This window comes from Mariniflexile sp. AS56, from assembly GCF_030552475.1.
In the GTDB taxonomy this organism is placed as follows: domain Bacteria; phylum Bacteroidota; class Bacteroidia; order Flavobacteriales; family Flavobacteriaceae; genus Mariniflexile.
The window spans coordinates 200,347-216,151 of record NZ_JAUPED010000010.1 but is presented as its reverse complement, the minus strand read 5'-3'; the positions used below and the strand labels follow the sequence as shown (position 1 = coordinate 216,151).

Genomic DNA, 15,805 nt, shown 5'->3' with positions numbered 1-15,805 from the left:
AATGTAACTTGGAGTAACGACTATGGATCGGATGCTTCTGTAAAATGTGACAATGGTGCTATTACAGTAACATTTACAGCTACAGATGTTTGTGGAAATAGAAGTACCACATCAGCCACTTATTTAATTAAAGATAATGTAGCTCCTGTTATTGATAATACTGCTGGTAACTTAGATGCAACTCTTGAATGTAGCGATGCACAAGGGATTAACGATGCATTAGACCTTGCGCCTACTGCTACCGACGATTGTAGTACACCTGCCATTGCTATTGTTAGTGATGAAACAACTGTAGATCCTAACTGTACCAGTGCTTATGTAAGAGTACGTGTTTGGAACTTTGTTGATGCTTGTGGTAATACTAGTAGTAACTTTACGCAAACTATTACAGTTCAAGATACCACTGCTCCAGTACTAACATTACCTGCTAACGTTAGTGCAGAGTGTAGTGACGATTTATCACCAATAGCTTTCGGTACTGCAACTGCTACCGATAATTGCGATGATAGTCCTAGTATCAGTTATGAAGACGTGAAAACGAATGGTAACTGTTCAGGAACTTATACCATAACACGTACTTGGAAAGCAACGGACGCTTGTGGCAATGAAGCTACTGCAAATCAAATAATTTCAACTTCTGATACTACTGCTCCGGAATTTGCAGAAGATGCACTTCCCGGTGATATCACAGTAGAATGTACTGCTGTTCCTGTAGCTGAAACTTTAACAGCTACCGATAATTGCGGAACTGCAACAGTAACGGTTAACGATATTAGAACTGATGGAAATTGTGCAAACAATTATATGATTACACGTACTTGGACTGCTACAGATGAATGTGGACTTACAAAAACACATATTCAAACCATAACTGTTCAAGACACCACCGCTCCTACTTTTGTTGAAACCACACTACCTCCTGTGAATTTAGTAGTAGAATGTGATGCCGTTCCAACTCCTACAACACTAACAGCAATTGATGCTTGTGGTACAGCAACAGTAACTGTAAACGATGTAAGAACAAATGGTAACTGTGCAAATAATTATGCACTTACACGTACTTGGACTGCTACAGATGCTTGTGGTAACACAGCAAAACATACTCAAATAATAATTGTACAAGATACGCAAACACCTAAGTTTGTTGAAACAAGCCTTCCCGCAAATGTAACCGTAGAGTGTGATGCTGTACCAACAGCACAAACTTTAACAGCTACTGATAATTGTGGATCAGCTTCAGTTACTTCTATGGATGTTGTTACAAATGGTGATTGTCCTAATAACTACATCATCGCTCGTACTTGGACTGCTACAGATGAATGTGGATTAAAAACAACCCATACTCAAATGATAACTGTACAGGACACAAAAGCTCCAACACCAGCAACTACTTTTGATGATGTGTTAAGTGTAAGTTGTACTAACATCCCTGATGCTCCTGCTTTGACTTTTACAGATAGTTGTTCTTCTACCGCTAACATTGTAGTAGTATACGAAGAGACAACTACTTTTGAAGACAATGTTTATAACGATTATGAAATTGTTAGAACTTGGACCGTAAGAGATGAATGTGGTAATGAAGCAAATTACAAACAAACACTTAGTGTTTCACTAGATGAAGAAATAACAGACATAGTAGCTCTAGACAGATGTTTTGATGATGGTATTGTAAATCTAAACGATTTAATACCAAGCTCACTTAATACCACTGGTACTTGGGAATTAATTCAAGGTAACCCTGTAGCAACATTAACTGGTAATATATTCAACCCAACAACACTAGAGCTAAGTGCAGACTTTCTTCCAGATGATGGTGGAATGGATTATAAATTCAGATACACCACTACAGATAATGGCTGTATAAGTATTACAGATTTAACAATGAATATCAATGCAGATTGTAAAGTACTTCCTTGTGGTGAAAACGACGTGTTAGTTTCTAAAGCAGTAACACCAAACGGAGATGCATACAATGAATTCTTTAAAATTTCAGGAATTGACTTATGTGGATTTAGATATGATGTTAAAATATTCAACAGATGGGGTGCTTTAATTTACGAGTCTAATGATTATCAAAATGATTGGAATGGTACCGCTAGTAAAAAATCAGTTGGCGCTTCTAATAAAGTACCAAACGGAACTTACTATTATATAATAACTTTAAAAGATAGTGGATTGGCGCCGTTTACAGGACCTGTTTACTTAGGAACCAAATAAAACTTGACCTATGAAATTTATAAAACATAACATACTCGCTATTGCATTGTTAAGTTGCTCGGTTGGATTTGCACAACAATTACCGCAATTCACACAGTACATGTACAATACAATCTCTGTAAATCCTGCCTATGCTGGCAGTAGAGAAGCTTTAAGTGTTGTTGGATTGCACCGTAGCCAATGGGTTGGTTTTAAAGGTGGACCAATTACACAAACATTATCTATACATACCCCATTAAGAAATGATAGAATTGGTTTAGGTTTATCTTTTATTGAAGATGATTTAGGGCCTCAAAACTATTCATATTTATACGGTGATTTTTCATATAGCATTCCAACAGGGAGAACAGGAAAATTAGCTTTTGGTTTAAAAGCAGGTTTTACACAATATAGTTTAGATGCCGAGTTTCGTAATGATGAAACAATTGCGAATGATGACTATTTTAGTGGTTATGAAGATAGATGGGCTCCTAATTTCGGACTTGGTGCCTACTGGAGTACCGATCGAGTTTATTTTGGCTTATCAACCCCAAGAGTTTTAAATACAGATGAAAATAAGACTGATGGTTATGAAGCTTTAGAAAGATTAAGTTATTACTTCACCGGTGGTGTGGTTGTAGATTTAAGTAAAAGCATCAAGTTAAAACCAGCCTTTTTAGTGAAAGCTACTAATGGAGCTCCGATTTCATACGATTTAACAGCTAACTTCCTTTTCAATGAAAAGTTTTGGTTAGGTGGTTCATATAGAATAAATGAAAAAACAGCCGCTATTGGTGGTATCGTAGACTTCCAAATATCTAGACAATTACGAGTTGGTTATGCTTATGAGAAACCAATTTCAGACATCGCAAGTTATACAACAGGATCGCATGAATTATTACTTATTTATGAATTCAAATTCTTAAGTTCTAAATTAAAATCACCAAGATATTTTTAATACGATTTTTAATGAAAATAAAAAATTACATATTAGTTTGTATCGCATTAATGTTAAGTGTTTCTATGTTTTCTCAACAAGGAAGACAAAAACGAGCAGACACTTTATTTAATAAATTCTCTTTTGTTAAAGCTGCCGAAGTTTACAGGGAGCTTATATCAAATAACTACAACAAAGATTACGCAACCAGACAACTAGCAGATTGTTATGCTTTCTTAAGAGACCCAAATAATGCTTCTAGATATTATAAAAATGTTGTAAAACAAGAGAATGTTCCTGTAGAATATTATTATAAATATGCGCAGTCGCTTCGTGGAATGAAAAAATATAAGGAATCTCAAGAATGGTTACAACGTTTTAAAGATTCTGGTGGTGTTGTAAATGCGAATGATTATTCTAAAGATGTCAATTTTATAACCAGCGTTTTTGGTGCCAAACAACAATACTTTTTAGACCGCGTTCGATTCAATTCTAAGTTTAGCGATTTTGGTGCATTCGAACATAATGGGAAAGTATACTTCACATCTGCAAGAGATGAAGGTGTTGCCGTAAAACGATTATATGGTTGGAACGAGCAACCTTTTTTAGATATATATGTAACTGAAGTCGGGAATAAACGAAATGTAGATCATACAGCGAAATTAAAAGGTGATGTGAACTCTATATATCACGATGGCCCTGTTACCATAACAAAAGATGGTAAAACCATGTATTTCTCTAGAAATAATTATAAAGATAATATTGAAGTGAAGGATAAAAAAGGCCTTACCAATATGAAAATTTATAGAGCCACACTAAAAGATAGTATTTGGACTAATTTGGAAGATTTATCTATTAATGGCGATAATTTTTCAACCCAACATGCTGCTTTAAATAGTGATGACACGAAATTATATTTTGCTTCAGATAGACCTGGATCACGAGGTGGTTCAGATATTTGGGTTGTAAACATATACCCTGACGGTACTCTTAGAGACCTTCAAAACATGGGGAAAGTTATAAACACAGAAAGTGCTGAAGGTTTTCCTTTTATTAATAATGAAGGTACCCTATTCTTTTCTTCTGATGGCCATACAGGTTTAGGTTTACTTGATATATTCGGAACCATAAAAGGTGAAGATGATGAAATTGTTGATGTGATAAACTTAGGTGTTCCAGTAAACTCAAATAAAGATGATTTTTCATTTTCAATGAGTCAAAATGGGATTACAGGCTATTTCGCTTCTAATAGGCAAGGTGGTCGTGGTAGTGATGATATTTATGCGTTTCATAGAGTACCAACACTTCAAGTAGAAGGTGTTGTTGTTGATGCCATCAATACAAAACCAATCGCAAATTCAATTATAACTTTGTATGACGATAAAGACAATAAAATAGCCTACATGGAAACCGATGAAAATGGTTTTTACCAAATAAACATCGACAGAAATAAAGATTATAAAATTGTTGCTAGTCAAGACAAATATATTGACGATTACAGAAAGTTTACGTCTAAAAATGTTCAAACAGAACTTATTACAATAAGCGCTAATCTATTACTAAATCCGTTACCGGATGTCGTAAAACTTGCTGAATTAAACACGATTTACTTTGATTATGACAAGCACAAAATTAGAGATGATGCTGCTCTAGAATTAGATAAGATTGTAAATTTAATGACTAATGATTATCCTGAAATGGTTATCCGTATCGAGTCGCATACCGATTCTAGAGGTAAGCTTTCTTATAACGATAAATTATCTATTGACAGAGCCAATTCAACTTACGATTATTTAGTATCTAAAGGCATCGATCCTGCTAGAATCACAGAACATACAGGTTATGGTGAACGTAGATTAACAAATGGTTGTCAAGATGGTGAAAACTGTGAAGAAGCAGATCATCAATTAAATAGACGTACACAGTTTATAGTTGTTAAAATGGAATAGCACACCTCATATCACGTGTGTTTCAATATATAAAAACTCTTTTGCTAGATTTTTTTAATTAAAATAAAGACCCCATGAGATTAAAAAACTACATACTTACTAGTATTGCTTTAGTACTAAGCATCACTACTTTTGCGCAATCTGGTTTACAGAAAAAAGCTGATAATTTATTCAATAAATTTTCATTTGTTGATGCTGCGAGTGTTTACGAAGAGTTAATTTCAAAAAATGACAATGCAAATTATGCGACTAGACAACTTGCAGATAGTTATGCTTACATGAGAAAACCCGATGCTGCCACTGTATATTATAAAAAAACGGTCGAGCAAGCAAGCGTTCCTAATCAATATTACTATAATTACGCACAAGCCTTACGAGGTGTTAAAGATTATAAAGAATCTCGTGTATGGTTAAAACGCTATAAAGAATCAGGTGGAGAGATTAATGAAAGTGCCTTTTTAAATGATGAATATTTTTTAAATAGTGTTTTTATAGCCAAAGCAAATTACTCGTTAAAAGACATTAACTTCAATTCTAAATTTAGCGATTTTGGTGCCTATGAAAAAGATGGTAATATCTATTTCGTTTCTTCTAGAGATGAAGGTGTAAGTGTGAAACATACTTACGGCTGGAACAATGAACCGTTTTTAGATATTTATGTAAAAGCCAAATCAAATACAGATAGTATCGTAAATCACAAATCTAAATTAAAAGGTGATGTGAATACGGTATTTCATGAAGGACCGCTTACCATTTCTAAAGATGGTACAACCATGTATTTTTCTAGAAACGACTTTAATAACCAAACTTTAGGAAGAACAGAAGAAGGCCAAACAAACCTTAAAATTCACAAAGCTACCTTGGTAGATGGAGAATGGACCAACATTGAAGACCTATCTATTAACAGTAGCGCCTACTCTATCTCGCACCCTGCTTTAAATAACGACGAAACAAAATTATACTTTGCTTCCGATATGCCTGGAGGCTTAGGAGGTACAGATATTTACTATGTAGACCTAACTCCTACTGGTTTTGGTACACCACAAAATTTAGGAAGTACTGTAAATACAAACAAAAATGAAAGCTTTCCGTTTATAAATAGTGAGGACAACCTTTTCTTAGCTTCCGATGGTCATGCTGGGTTGGGCTTACTTGATATTTTCGGAACCGTTGCAGACGAAAACAACAAGATAATAAATGTTATCAATTTAGGTGTTCCAGTAAACTCAAGTAAAGACGATTTCTCGTTTTTCATGAACGAAGATGGCTTATCTGGGTACTTTGCTTCTAACAGAGATGGTGGTATAGGCAGCGATGATATTTATGCTTATGACCGCGTTCCACCATTAAAAATTGAAGGAACCGTAACAGACACAGAAACAAACACACCTATAGCAAATGCCGTAATTACGTTGCTAGATGGTTTAAGCAACCCTATTGCAACTTTAGAAACGGATGAAAATGGGCGTTTCGAAATAAATATTGATAGAAATACCGACTACTACATTCAGGTTAAAAACGACTTATATGAGGATGCTACGCTGCCTATAACCTCTAAAGGTATAGACAAAGCCGTGACCAGTATAAATGCTGATACCGGCTTAAATCCGCAAAAGAAGGAAGTGCCGCCTATTACAGAACTGCAACCTATCTATTTCGATTATAACAAATTTGCCATTAGACCAGACAGTACCACAGAATTAGACCGTATTGTAAATTTAATGATGACCACATACCCTGATATGATTATCAAAATAGAATCTCATACAGATTCAAGAGGTTCATCTCGATACAATGGTATACTTTCACAAGAAAGAGCAAAGACCACGTACAATTACTTAATAAGTAAAGGAGTTGATCTGGCAAGAATTAGTGATTATAAAGGTTATGGCGAACAAAAACTAGCGAACCAATGTGCTGATGGCGTAGATTGCACAGAAGAGCAACACCAATTAAACAGACGCACACAGTTTATTATCATTAAAACGGAGTAAAGCACACTCCATTTCAGTATATATTAAAACCATCAAAGGGCTATCCTTTTGATGGTTTTTTGTTTGGATTTAAAATCCTTTGTGCTTGAAAATAATTTCAATTTAGAATTTGACTACTTATTTAAAATCCCTCATTACTCTTGGGAAGTTTAGGTATCGGAAGTATTTAGGTATAAACTATAAGAAAAGAATATAACTGACATTCGATTTTCTAACAATAAACAGGAATTGGGTGCAATATGCAATACTCCCTTTCCCCTTATTCAATTTAATAAATAGAAATAAATAAATCCTCCCAAAACTGAGAGGATTCTAAACCAAAAGCTAAATTTAATAACAACTAAGCTATTAAAATAACCTATCAATCCTTCAATGTGCTATTAAAAACAGCACCTTAATGGCTATTAAAGAGTAATTATTGGTTATGAGATGGTTGTTTGAATAAACAACTTTATTTTTTTATAAAAATGTTGGTGTAATACCATTTACCTTCTGCATTTTGCTCAGCAGCTAAATCGAAATTTGTAAAATCACCTTCAATGTTTAAACGGTGTGAGTCGCTTTTTAGCCAAGCTCTAACTACAGAGTCTGCCGAACTGTAACCATAAGCTACATTTTCAGACACTCTAGAAGCGCCAGCGTTTGTTTTTAGGTAATCACTTCTTTTGTAAAAGTTAGCGTGAGAGACTTCATTATTATCGACCATATAATCGGTGTGTGTAAAAGCTACCGATTTCACAACCGACATATCCCCCAAAGCTGTTAAGCCTACAGATACTCTATGGTTATTAAGTAGTTCAAGTATTTCTACTTCAATTGTTTTTGTTTCGGGATTTGAAAGCGTTAATTCAATTGTATCTGCATTATCATCAAGGCTATCTGTTGTACAGGAAAAGCTCAACATAGCCAACAATGCCAATAAAGGCAGTTTCGTTAATAACTTCATAAGTAGGTAATTTAGGTTTGGTTCTGTAAAAATAGCAGCCTAACTTGAAGTAAATGTTAACGAAATGTTAAAATCGATGAAAAACATGCATTTCATCGATTTATAATGTATTTAATCGTTGAAATACATTATGCAGTATGAATTAAATGTATTTCATCATGTAATTTACGGAGATAGTCGATTAATGGACCATGTGTAATCTTCTTGCAGTTGGTATCGTATTCTGTCGTGTAATCTATTAGGGCGACCTTGCCAGAATTCAATTTCTATAGGTTTAATAATATAACCGCCCCAATGTTTTGGTCGTTCAATTTCTTTCCCTTCAAAAGTCTTCTCTAAATCTAATAATTTTTGTTCCAAATATTCCCTATTCGCAACAACTTCACTTTGGTTTGAAACTAAAGCACCTAATTGACTTCCTCGTGGCCTAGATTCAAAATATCCATCACTTAAATTAGCTGCAATTTTTTCAGCCTTACCTTTAATAATAATTTGACGTTCGGCACCATGCCAAAAAAAAGACAAACATACATTTGGGTTTTCTGTTATGGCTTTACCTTTGTCACTATTATAATTGGTATAAAAAATAAAACCTTCATGTGTAAACCGTTTTAGCAATACAACCCTGTTTTTGGGATACCCATCTAAACCCATTGTAGAAATGGTCATGGCATTGGTTTCATCTTCAACAAAAAACTTATCCACCTCATAAAACCATTTTTGAAATAATTCTATAGGGTTTTCGGGAGCATCCTTTAAACGAAACGCACTCTTCTCGTAAGACTTTCTATAATTACTTAAATCCTTTTCCATTAGGTAAAAATAATAAAAATATAAACTCTATTTTAAATAAAACCTTGGTTAAACTCTTTAAATTTGCAAATCCCAAAACTAATAAAATGAAGTTTGAAAACTCCCCCTATTTTGAACTCAAACACTATAAAATAGAAATGCCTTTTGGTGATTTTTATTTTATAGAAAATTTCTTTATATCTGAAATGCATGAAGGTGTCCATTTCGATTGGGAAATGATTCAAAGTACCATGGTTCATATTTTAGAATTTTATGGACCAGATTCCAGTATAGGTTATATCTCTAATCGTGTAAATTCATATTCTATGAGTCCACAAACATGGAGTAAGGTTCAAAAAAAATATAATAATATGATTGTTGCAGGTGCTATTGTTACCTATACGAACAGAGCTTATTTAAACGCATCATTAGAAAAACAACTTACTAAAACAAAAATAAAGCGTTGCTTTTCCTTAGAAGAGGCTATCAACCGGATTTTAGATTTACGAGAATTTACACACGTATAATTTAAAATTTCAATTCACTCCTACTCTACTTTATATATAAAAACTGCTTAGAATATATTCTAAAAGGGGTTAACACCCTCAAGTTAAATTATGGCTGTTTAAAAAAAAGCTGTATCTTACTTTACAATGGAGTTTGAAGCATCTGAAAATCTAACAAAGTTTGATCATAAAAAAATACAACTTTCGTTTGGGAAGTTTTTTATTTGTGACGATTTTGTAGTGGCTGAATTGAACCAAGAAATTCATGTAGATTATTTAATAATTAAAAAAATTGCTAATATGCTTATTGAGCAATATGGCACTTCAAAAAAAATCGGATTTATATCCAACAAGGTGCACTCCTATTCTGTTGATCCTTTTGTTTGGGTTACCTTTAGTAAAGAATATGATTTAATTGACACTGCAGCCTTAGTTTGGTATAATGATGCTGGTTTTATGAGCTCTACTTTAGAAAAAATGTTTTTACAAAGTAGCGTAAAACTGTGTGAATCTTTAGATGAAGCAATTCAATGGGTTTTAAATTCAGAAGAATCTAAAAACTAAATATTTTCCCGTCTTCGCACAATTCAACAGTATCAAAAACTTCTTGTGCCTCTTCTTTAAATAAATTTAAATTACCGTAACGAGTAGAATAATGCCCCAGTAATAAAGTACCCACGTTTGCTTGTTTCGCTATGCTCGCAGCTTCTTTCGCTGTAGAATGTTTTGTTTTTGGTGCTAAATGTGCATGTTTTTCCAAAAATGTAGATTCATGGTATAACACATCGGCATTTTTAATTATGGGCACAATATCTTCTTTATACATGGTATCACTACAAAACGCATAACTTTTTGGTTTTAAACCAGGTTTGGTTACCGTATTGTTTTTAATAAGAAAACCATCCTCATTTTCAACATCAAAACCTTGTGCCAATTTTCGGTAATAGGCCACATTAATATTGGCTTCTTCAACCAAATTCATATCCAATTTACGGTTGCCTTCCTTTTCTTTAAAAAGGTAGCCATTGGTGTAAATACGGTGATTTAAAGGAATGGTATGTACTTCTACTTCTTCATCCTCAAAAATTAATTCAGATTCTTTTGAAGTTAATTCATGAAAAATAAGGTTATAATTAGTCCAAGAATCGGCCAATTTCATTTGAAGCGTTACTATTTCTTTAATGCCTTTGGGTCCATAAACATGCAATTCGGTTTCGCGCTTAAGCAACCTAAATGTTGAAATTAACCCAACTAAACCAAAAAAATGATCGCCATGTAAATGCGAAATAAAAACACGTTTAATACGATTAAACTTAATTTTATGTTTGCGAAGTTCTACCTGAGTGCCTTCTCCACAATCGATTAAAAACATGTGATTGTTTATTTCTAATACTTGCGATGTGGTATTTGTTAAAGCTCTTGGCGTAGCACTATAACACCCTAATATGGTTAAATTCATTATTTTATGTTGATTTGTTTTTTGTTTAGTCGTTAACCGCGCTTCAAAAAAACACTACAACGATATACAAGTAAACAACAAACTTTTTAGAAGCCTAAATCGCGTTCCATTTCTTCCATTTCAATAATATCGTAGGCCTCTTTATTGGTTGGTACAACGATTATTTCATCTGGAACTATGTCTAAATCAATTTTATCTGAAACAATTACAAACGACTGTTTTGTAGCTCTGTGATTGTTAGATAATTCTAAAAACTCAACGATATCTTGTAAACCTAAAGTATTTAACGATGATAGCGCAACAATAATATTATTGTTTTTGAATTTTGGGTATAAGGCTTGTATTTTTTTAACTAACTCAATAATAGTCGCTTTCTCTTGCGTTATGATTGAAATATTTCCGTCTTGATCTATAATCATAATTTATTGTTTTATTTTTGAAGCTAGTAAATAAATAACTGCCATCCTAATCGCAACACCATTTTGAACCTGGTCCAAAATTATAGATTGCTTCGAATCTGCCACATCACTTGTAATCTCAACACCTCTATTAATAGGTCCTGGATGCATGATTGTTATTTCTTTATCTAAGGAATCAAGCAATTCTTTATTAACTCCAAATTGTTGTGTATATTCTCTTGTTGATGGAAAATAACTAATATCCATACGTTCATTTTGTACACGTAACATATTAGCCACATCACACCAATTTAATGCTTTACGTAAGTCTGTTTCCACTTTAACTCCTAGCGTGTCTATATATTTTGGTAATAAGGTTTTAGGCCCGCATACCATCACTTCTGCACCTTGTAGTTGAAGTGCAAATATATTTGAAAGCGCTACCCTACTGTGTAAAATATCACCCACAATAACCACTTTTTTTCCACCAACACCACCTAATTTTTCTCGAATAGAATAAGAATCTAATAAGGCCTGTGTTGGGTGTTCGTGTGCGCCATCTCCTGCGTTTATAATACTCGCTTTTACGTGTTTAGATAAAAACACACCGGCACCAGGATTGGGATGCCTCATTACTACCATATCTACTTTCATAGACAGGATATTATTAACCGTATCTATTAAAGTTTCACCTTTTTTTACAGATGATTGTGATGATGAAAAATTAAGAACATCTGCAGATAGACGTTTCTCTGCTAATTCAAAAGATAATTTTGTTCTTGTTGAATTTTCAAAAAACAGATTGGCAATAGTAATATCTCTTAGCGAAGGTACTTTTTTAATAGGTCTGTTAATCACTTCTTTAAAATGATCGGCAGTTTCAAAAATAAGTTGAATATCTTGTTTGTTTAGATATTTGATTCCTAATAAGTGATTGACACTTAATTCGCTCATTTTCTTAGTTTAAAAGTTCGAAAGTTAAAAGTTAAAAGTTGCAAGCGCTTTTTTAACTGAAACTTATCATTGTTAATTTTTAATTATCAATTCTTAATTGATTCTATTTTTCTATTAAGTAAACAGAATCTTCATTATCATGTTCTTTCCAGTTTACTTTTACTTTTTCATTATTAATAACATCTACTTGACGCCCTCTGTAGTTGGGTTGTATTGGTAAATGCCTGCTAAAACGTCTGTCAATAAGTGTTAAAAGCTCAATTTCATTAGGTCTACCAAATGATTGTATGGCTGTTAAAGCAGCACGAATACTTCTTCCTGTATGTAAAACATCATCTATAAAAACAATGTTTTTATCTTCAACTAAAAAATTGATTTTTGTGCTGTTGGCTTCTAAAGGCTTTTCGCCTCTTCTAAAATCATCTCTAAAAAAGGTGATATCTAAATGCCCTAATTGAATGTTTTTAACTTTATAATCTTCTCTTAATATTTTAGCAATTCTATCTGCTAAAAACACGCCGCGTGGCTGTAAACCAATTAAAACTGTGTTAGAGAAATCGTTATGTTTTTCAATAAGTTGACAAGCCAATCGGTGAAGAATGATGTTTACCTCTTTCGCGTTAAGTAAAACTTTTTGACTCATATAGTATCCAAACGTATTCGGATTACAAATGTAATGCAAAATATTAGAAATTGAAATATAAATATTTGATACTTATAAAAGGATTTGTAAGTTATTGAAAATTAATACCTCGGCAATCCTTAAAAAATAGGTTATTTAATAAAAGTAAAAGAAAACGGATATGTTGGCACTTCCCCATTACTTGCCTTTATAGCATTTAATATTGGGAAAATAATAGAAGCAAAACCTAACACAATAAAACCTAAGAGCCCCAAACCAAGCAGCAAAATTAATGGAATACATATTATAAAATAAATAATTAAACTTAGCTGGAAGTTTATAATGTTTTTTCCGTGAGCGTCCATTTGGTATACTTTCTCTTTTTGAGTGATCCAAATTATCAAAGGTATCAACAAACTACCAAAACCTGTAACTAAAGTTACTAATTGACTTAAATGCGTAATTACTAAAAGTTGGTTATCTTCTCTCATGATGATTGTTTTTTTTGATTGATACTTATTTGACGACTAAATATAGAAAGTGTTACACAAAAACGATATTCAATAAATAAGAAGCCATTGTATGCATAATCTATTTTAATAGCAACCACTATTTATTTATACAGAAATAAAATTAGCATAATTTAGTAAAGCATTGTATTTTCGGCACAATAAATGCTTACAGACACGTTATAACTTATATTTAATTTACATGATTAGAAATTGCATCCTTATTGTTTTTTTAGCGCTTAGTACAACAGCTATTTATGCTCAAAACAATGCCATAAATGCGGGTGAAAAACTCACTTATACGGCTTCTTATAATATGTCTGGTGTTTTAACGGATATTGCTCAAGTGACCATGGAAACCAGCAAGGTTCAAACCTCAAAAGCCACACTTTTAAGATTAAAATGTACCGCTGCTACTTATAGCAAGTGGGATAGTTTTTTTAAAATCAGAGATTTATATGAAAGTTACGTAAATCCATCCAACTTAACACCGTATCTATATAATAGAGACGTAAATGAAGGTAGTTATTTCAAAAACATGAAATACACATTTAGTCATAGCTCCAATACGGTAAAGTCTGTTATGAAGAAAAAGAATGATTATGTTGAAAATAACAACGTAAAAATCAACTCTGGCACAAAAGACATAGTTTCTACTTTGTACTCTATGAGGATATTAGATTATAAAAAAATGTCTGTTGGCACACAAAAAACGTTCAATATTATATTTGACAATGAAGAAGTTAAGGGTATTATCACTTATTTAGGAAAAGAAACTATTTCTACGGCGATTGGGCGTAAAGAATGTTACAAACTAGCTGTCGGATCGAGTGAAGCCAATGTGTTGCAAGGAAAAAATAGTAACTTCGTGTGGTTAACTGCCGATGAAAATAAAATAATGGTATACGGCAAGTTTAAAATACCTGTAGGTAATGGTGAACTAAAAATTAAATCGGCTTCAGGTTTAAAAAATTAAAATTATACAATGAAAAAACTATTTACAATTCTAGCCGTTATAACCTCTTTTTTAGCCATTATATTTTCGGTTTTACCTATTTCAAATTTAGCTATTTTTCCTGCTATAGCAGCACTTGTTTTTGGTGGTGTCGCATTTTATCTATCTAAAAAAGCTGGAGAAGTAAAAAAAATAATTCAATTTTCATTTTTACTTACTACGTGTGCATTAACCTTAACAACGTACAAAGCGTTCTTTATTAAAACTGAGGTTGAAAACACCGAGGTTTTAGATGAAAAAGAAGTTCAGTTTGAAGAAGAAGCCATTGAAGAGTTAGAAAATTTAGACTTTGAAGATTTTGAAATTGATGAGAGTGAGCTGGAATCAATAAATTTAGATAATTAGCCACTAGCAATATTAAGAGTTTCAGTATATTTACACCCAAAATAAACTAAAACTAACATTCTAAACGTTTTCTTGCCCCGGAGAATGGTTTTTACTGTAAGATAACTAACATCTTAATTTAAACATGAAAACCTTTTGTATCCTCTCGGCTTTTGCTTTGGTTGGTACTTGTGCTACTCCAAAATACACGGCAAAAATACAAAACTTAAGAGACAGCATTAAGATAGAAGACAGCAGCTTAGTACTTAACTATGCAAACACGATTACGTCTAAAGAATTAAGCACGCACTTATATAAATTTGCTTCAAAAGATTTTGAAGGAAGACGTGTTGGAGAAATGGGGCAACTTAAAGCCGCCGAATTTCTTAAAAACTACTACAAAAACGAAAATATAGACTCCCCTAAAGGTGCCTATAATTACTATCAAAATATACCAGAATCCTTTTTTTCTAATGGAATTAAAGCCTCTGAAAATGTACTAGCATACATTGAAGGCTCTGAAAAACCAGAAGAAGTTATTATTATTTCAGCACATTTAGACCATCTTGGTGTTAACCCCAATGGCCAAATTAATTATGGTGCAGACGATGATGGCTCTGGTAATGTTGCCCTTATGGAAATTGCACAAGCTTTTAACAAGGCAAAAAAAGAAGGTCATGGCCCAAAAAGAAGTATTCTTTTTTTGCACCTTACCGCCGAAGAAATTGGTAAAAGAGGTTCTGAATATTATGTGCAAAACCCAGTATTTCCGCTAGAAAAAACAATTACGAATCTTAATATAGATATGATTGGGCGCGTTGATGCCCTTCATAAAAACAATAAAAACTACATCTATCTTATTGGTGCAGACCGATTAAGCAAAGAACTTCATTACATCTCAGAAAAAGTAAACAATGCCTTTTTCAATATTGATTTGGACTATAGATATAACGCTGAAAAAGATAAAAACCAGTATTATACCCGATCAGACCATTACAATTTTGCAACCAAAGATATTCCTGTGATTTTTTATTTTAATGGGGAACATAATGATTACCATCAAACTACGGATACACCCGACAAAATAGAATACGAATTACTAGAAAAACGTACCAAACTTATTTTCGCCACCGCATGGCAAATTGCTAATCAGGCCAAACGGCTTGAAGTGGATGCTCATAACCCGCTTCTAAATTAATTATCT

The 15,805-nt window shown here is 33.0% G+C and carries 16 protein-coding genes; 9 read left to right on the top strand and 7 right to left on the bottom strand.

Translation table 11 applies throughout. From position 1 onward, the window contains the following. The 4 genes from Q5N74_RS13750 to Q5N74_RS13735 all read left to right on the top strand — a co-directional run. The coding region (locus Q5N74_RS13750) for a gliding motility-associated C-terminal domain-containing protein (RefSeq protein ID WP_304389459.1) at positions 1-2,217 on the top strand (2,217 nt) is incomplete at its 5' end. Positions 2,218-2,227: 10 nt separating this feature from the next. After that, entirely contained in the window at positions 2,228-3,154 is a 927-nt protein-coding gene (locus tag Q5N74_RS13745) for a type IX secretion system membrane protein PorP/SprF (RefSeq protein ID WP_304389458.1), read from the top strand. An 11-nt stretch (positions 3,155-3,165) separates the two neighbouring features. Next, on the top strand, positions 3,166-5,082 hold the full coding sequence (locus Q5N74_RS13740) for an OmpA family protein (RefSeq protein ID WP_304389457.1): 1,917 nt from the start codon (positions 3,166-3,168) through the stop codon (positions 5,080-5,082). Between the two features lie 74 nt (positions 5,083-5,156). Then, positions 5,157-7,076: an OmpA family protein gene (locus Q5N74_RS13735; protein ID WP_304389456.1), complete on the top strand. Its 1,920-nt coding sequence runs from the start codon at positions 5,157-5,159 to the stop codon at positions 7,074-7,076. Between the two features lie 451 nt (positions 7,077-7,527). On the opposite strand, the gene Q5N74_RS13730 is transcribed toward Q5N74_RS13735, so the two are convergent. After that, on the bottom strand, positions 7,528-8,022 hold the full coding sequence (locus Q5N74_RS13730) for a CAP domain-containing protein (protein WP_304389455.1): 495 nt from the start codon (positions 8,020-8,022) through the stop codon (positions 7,528-7,530). A 165-nt stretch (positions 8,023-8,187) separates the two neighbouring features. Further along, positions 8,188-8,835: a pyridoxamine 5'-phosphate oxidase gene (pdxH, locus tag Q5N74_RS13725; RefSeq protein ID WP_304389454.1), complete on the bottom strand. Its 648-nt coding sequence runs from the start codon at positions 8,833-8,835 to the stop codon at positions 8,188-8,190. Between the two features lie 86 nt (positions 8,836-8,921). On the opposite strand from pdxH, the gene Q5N74_RS13720 reads away from it, so the two are divergent. Next, complete coding sequence (locus tag Q5N74_RS13720; RefSeq protein WP_304389453.1) at positions 8,922-9,341, top strand: hypothetical protein; 420 nt, start codon at positions 8,922-8,924, stop codon at positions 9,339-9,341. Positions 9,342-9,467: 126 nt separating this feature from the next. After that, positions 9,468-9,884 carry a hypothetical protein gene (locus tag Q5N74_RS13715; RefSeq protein ID WP_304389452.1) on the top strand — a complete coding sequence of 139 codons (417 nt, stop codon included), beginning with the start codon at positions 9,468-9,470 and terminating at the stop codon, positions 9,882-9,884. On the opposite strand, the gene Q5N74_RS13710 is transcribed toward Q5N74_RS13715, so the two are convergent. The 5 genes from Q5N74_RS13710 to Q5N74_RS13690 all read right to left on the bottom strand — a co-directional run bounded on the left by Q5N74_RS13710 (position 9,874) and on the right by Q5N74_RS13690 (position 13,244). Further along, the gene (locus Q5N74_RS13710; protein ID WP_304389451.1) at positions 9,874-10,779 is read right to left on the bottom strand and encodes a ribonuclease Z; all 906 of its coding nucleotides are present in this window, start codon (positions 10,777-10,779) and stop codon (positions 9,874-9,876) included. The genes Q5N74_RS13715 and Q5N74_RS13710 overlap by 11 nt on opposite strands. 86 nt (positions 10,780-10,865) lie before the next feature. Further along, positions 10,866-11,198 (bottom strand): ribonuclease Z, encoded by a 333-nt coding sequence (locus Q5N74_RS13705; protein ID WP_304389450.1) that lies wholly within the window; start codon positions 11,196-11,198, stop codon positions 10,866-10,868. Positions 11,199-11,201: 3 nt separating this feature from the next. Beyond that, complete coding sequence (locus Q5N74_RS13700) at positions 11,202-12,131, bottom strand: aspartate carbamoyltransferase catalytic subunit (protein WP_304389449.1); 930 nt, start codon at positions 12,129-12,131, stop codon at positions 11,202-11,204. A 103-nt stretch (positions 12,132-12,234) separates the two neighbouring features. After that, complete coding sequence (pyrR, locus tag Q5N74_RS13695; RefSeq protein WP_304389448.1) at positions 12,235-12,774, bottom strand: bifunctional pyr operon transcriptional regulator/uracil phosphoribosyltransferase PyrR; 540 nt, start codon at positions 12,772-12,774, stop codon at positions 12,235-12,237. 131 nt (positions 12,775-12,905) lie between these two features. Beyond that, on the bottom strand, positions 12,906-13,244 hold the full coding sequence (locus tag Q5N74_RS13690) for a DUF4870 domain-containing protein (RefSeq protein ID WP_304389447.1): 339 nt from the start codon (positions 13,242-13,244) through the stop codon (positions 12,906-12,908). A 220-nt stretch (positions 13,245-13,464) separates the two neighbouring features. On the opposite strand from Q5N74_RS13690, the gene Q5N74_RS13685 reads away from it, so the two are divergent. The 3 genes from Q5N74_RS13685 (at position 13,465) to Q5N74_RS13675 (ending at position 15,799) form a co-directional block, all read left to right on the top strand. Continuing rightward, entirely contained in the window at positions 13,465-14,238 is a 774-nt protein-coding gene (locus tag Q5N74_RS13685) for a DUF3108 domain-containing protein (RefSeq protein ID WP_304389446.1), read from the top strand. Positions 14,239-14,247: 9 nt separating this feature from the next. Further along, the gene (locus Q5N74_RS13680) at positions 14,248-14,622 is read left to right on the top strand and encodes an FUSC family protein (protein WP_304389445.1); all 375 of its coding nucleotides are present in this window, start codon (positions 14,248-14,250) and stop codon (positions 14,620-14,622) included. Between the two features lie 124 nt (positions 14,623-14,746). Continuing rightward, positions 14,747-15,799 (top strand): M28 family peptidase, encoded by a 1,053-nt coding sequence (locus Q5N74_RS13675; RefSeq protein WP_304389444.1) that lies wholly within the window; start codon positions 14,747-14,749, stop codon positions 15,797-15,799. The last annotated feature ends 6 nt before the right edge of the window (positions 15,800-15,805 follow it).

Bases quoted from the DNA above. Each gene is read 5' to 3' on its own strand.
- Q5N74_RS13745 (WP_304389458.1), top strand. From the start codon at position 2,228: ATGAAATTTATAAAACATAACATACTCGCTATTGCATTGTTAAGTTGC.
- Q5N74_RS13710 (WP_304389451.1), bottom strand. From the start codon at position 10,779: ATGAATTTAACCATATTAGGGTGTTATAGTGCTACGCCAAGAGCTTTA.
- Q5N74_RS13705 (WP_304389450.1), bottom strand. From the start codon at position 11,198: ATGATTATAGATCAAGACGGAAATATTTCAATCATAACGCAAGAGAAA.
- Q5N74_RS13720 (WP_304389453.1), top strand. From the start codon at position 8,922: ATGAAGTTTGAAAACTCCCCCTATTTTGAACTCAAACACTATAAAATA.
- Q5N74_RS13685 (WP_304389446.1), top strand. From the start codon at position 13,465: ATGATTAGAAATTGCATCCTTATTGTTTTTTTAGCGCTTAGTACAACA.
- Q5N74_RS13715 (WP_304389452.1), top strand. From the start codon at position 9,468: ATGGAGTTTGAAGCATCTGAAAATCTAACAAAGTTTGATCATAAAAAA.
- Q5N74_RS13735 (WP_304389456.1), top strand. From the start codon at position 5,157: ATGAGATTAAAAAACTACATACTTACTAGTATTGCTTTAGTACTAAGC.
- pdxH (WP_304389454.1), bottom strand. From the start codon at position 8,835: ATGGAAAAGGATTTAAGTAATTATAGAAAGTCTTACGAGAAGAGTGCG.
- Q5N74_RS13690 (WP_304389447.1), bottom strand. From the start codon at position 13,244: ATGAGAGAAGATAACCAACTTTTAGTAATTACGCATTTAAGTCAATTA.
- Q5N74_RS13740 (WP_304389457.1), top strand. From the start codon at position 3,166: ATGAAAATAAAAAATTACATATTAGTTTGTATCGCATTAATGTTAAGT.
- pyrR (WP_304389448.1), bottom strand. From the start codon at position 12,774: ATGAGTCAAAAAGTTTTACTTAACGCGAAAGAGGTAAACATCATTCTT.
- Q5N74_RS13680 (WP_304389445.1), top strand. From the start codon at position 14,248: ATGAAAAAACTATTTACAATTCTAGCCGTTATAACCTCTTTTTTAGCC.
- Q5N74_RS13700 (WP_304389449.1), bottom strand. From the start codon at position 12,131: ATGAGCGAATTAAGTGTCAATCACTTATTAGGAATCAAATATCTAAAC.
- Q5N74_RS13675 (WP_304389444.1), top strand. From the start codon at position 14,747: ATGAAAACCTTTTGTATCCTCTCGGCTTTTGCTTTGGTTGGTACTTGT.
- Q5N74_RS13730 (WP_304389455.1), bottom strand. From the start codon at position 8,022: ATGAAGTTATTAACGAAACTGCCTTTATTGGCATTGTTGGCTATGTTG.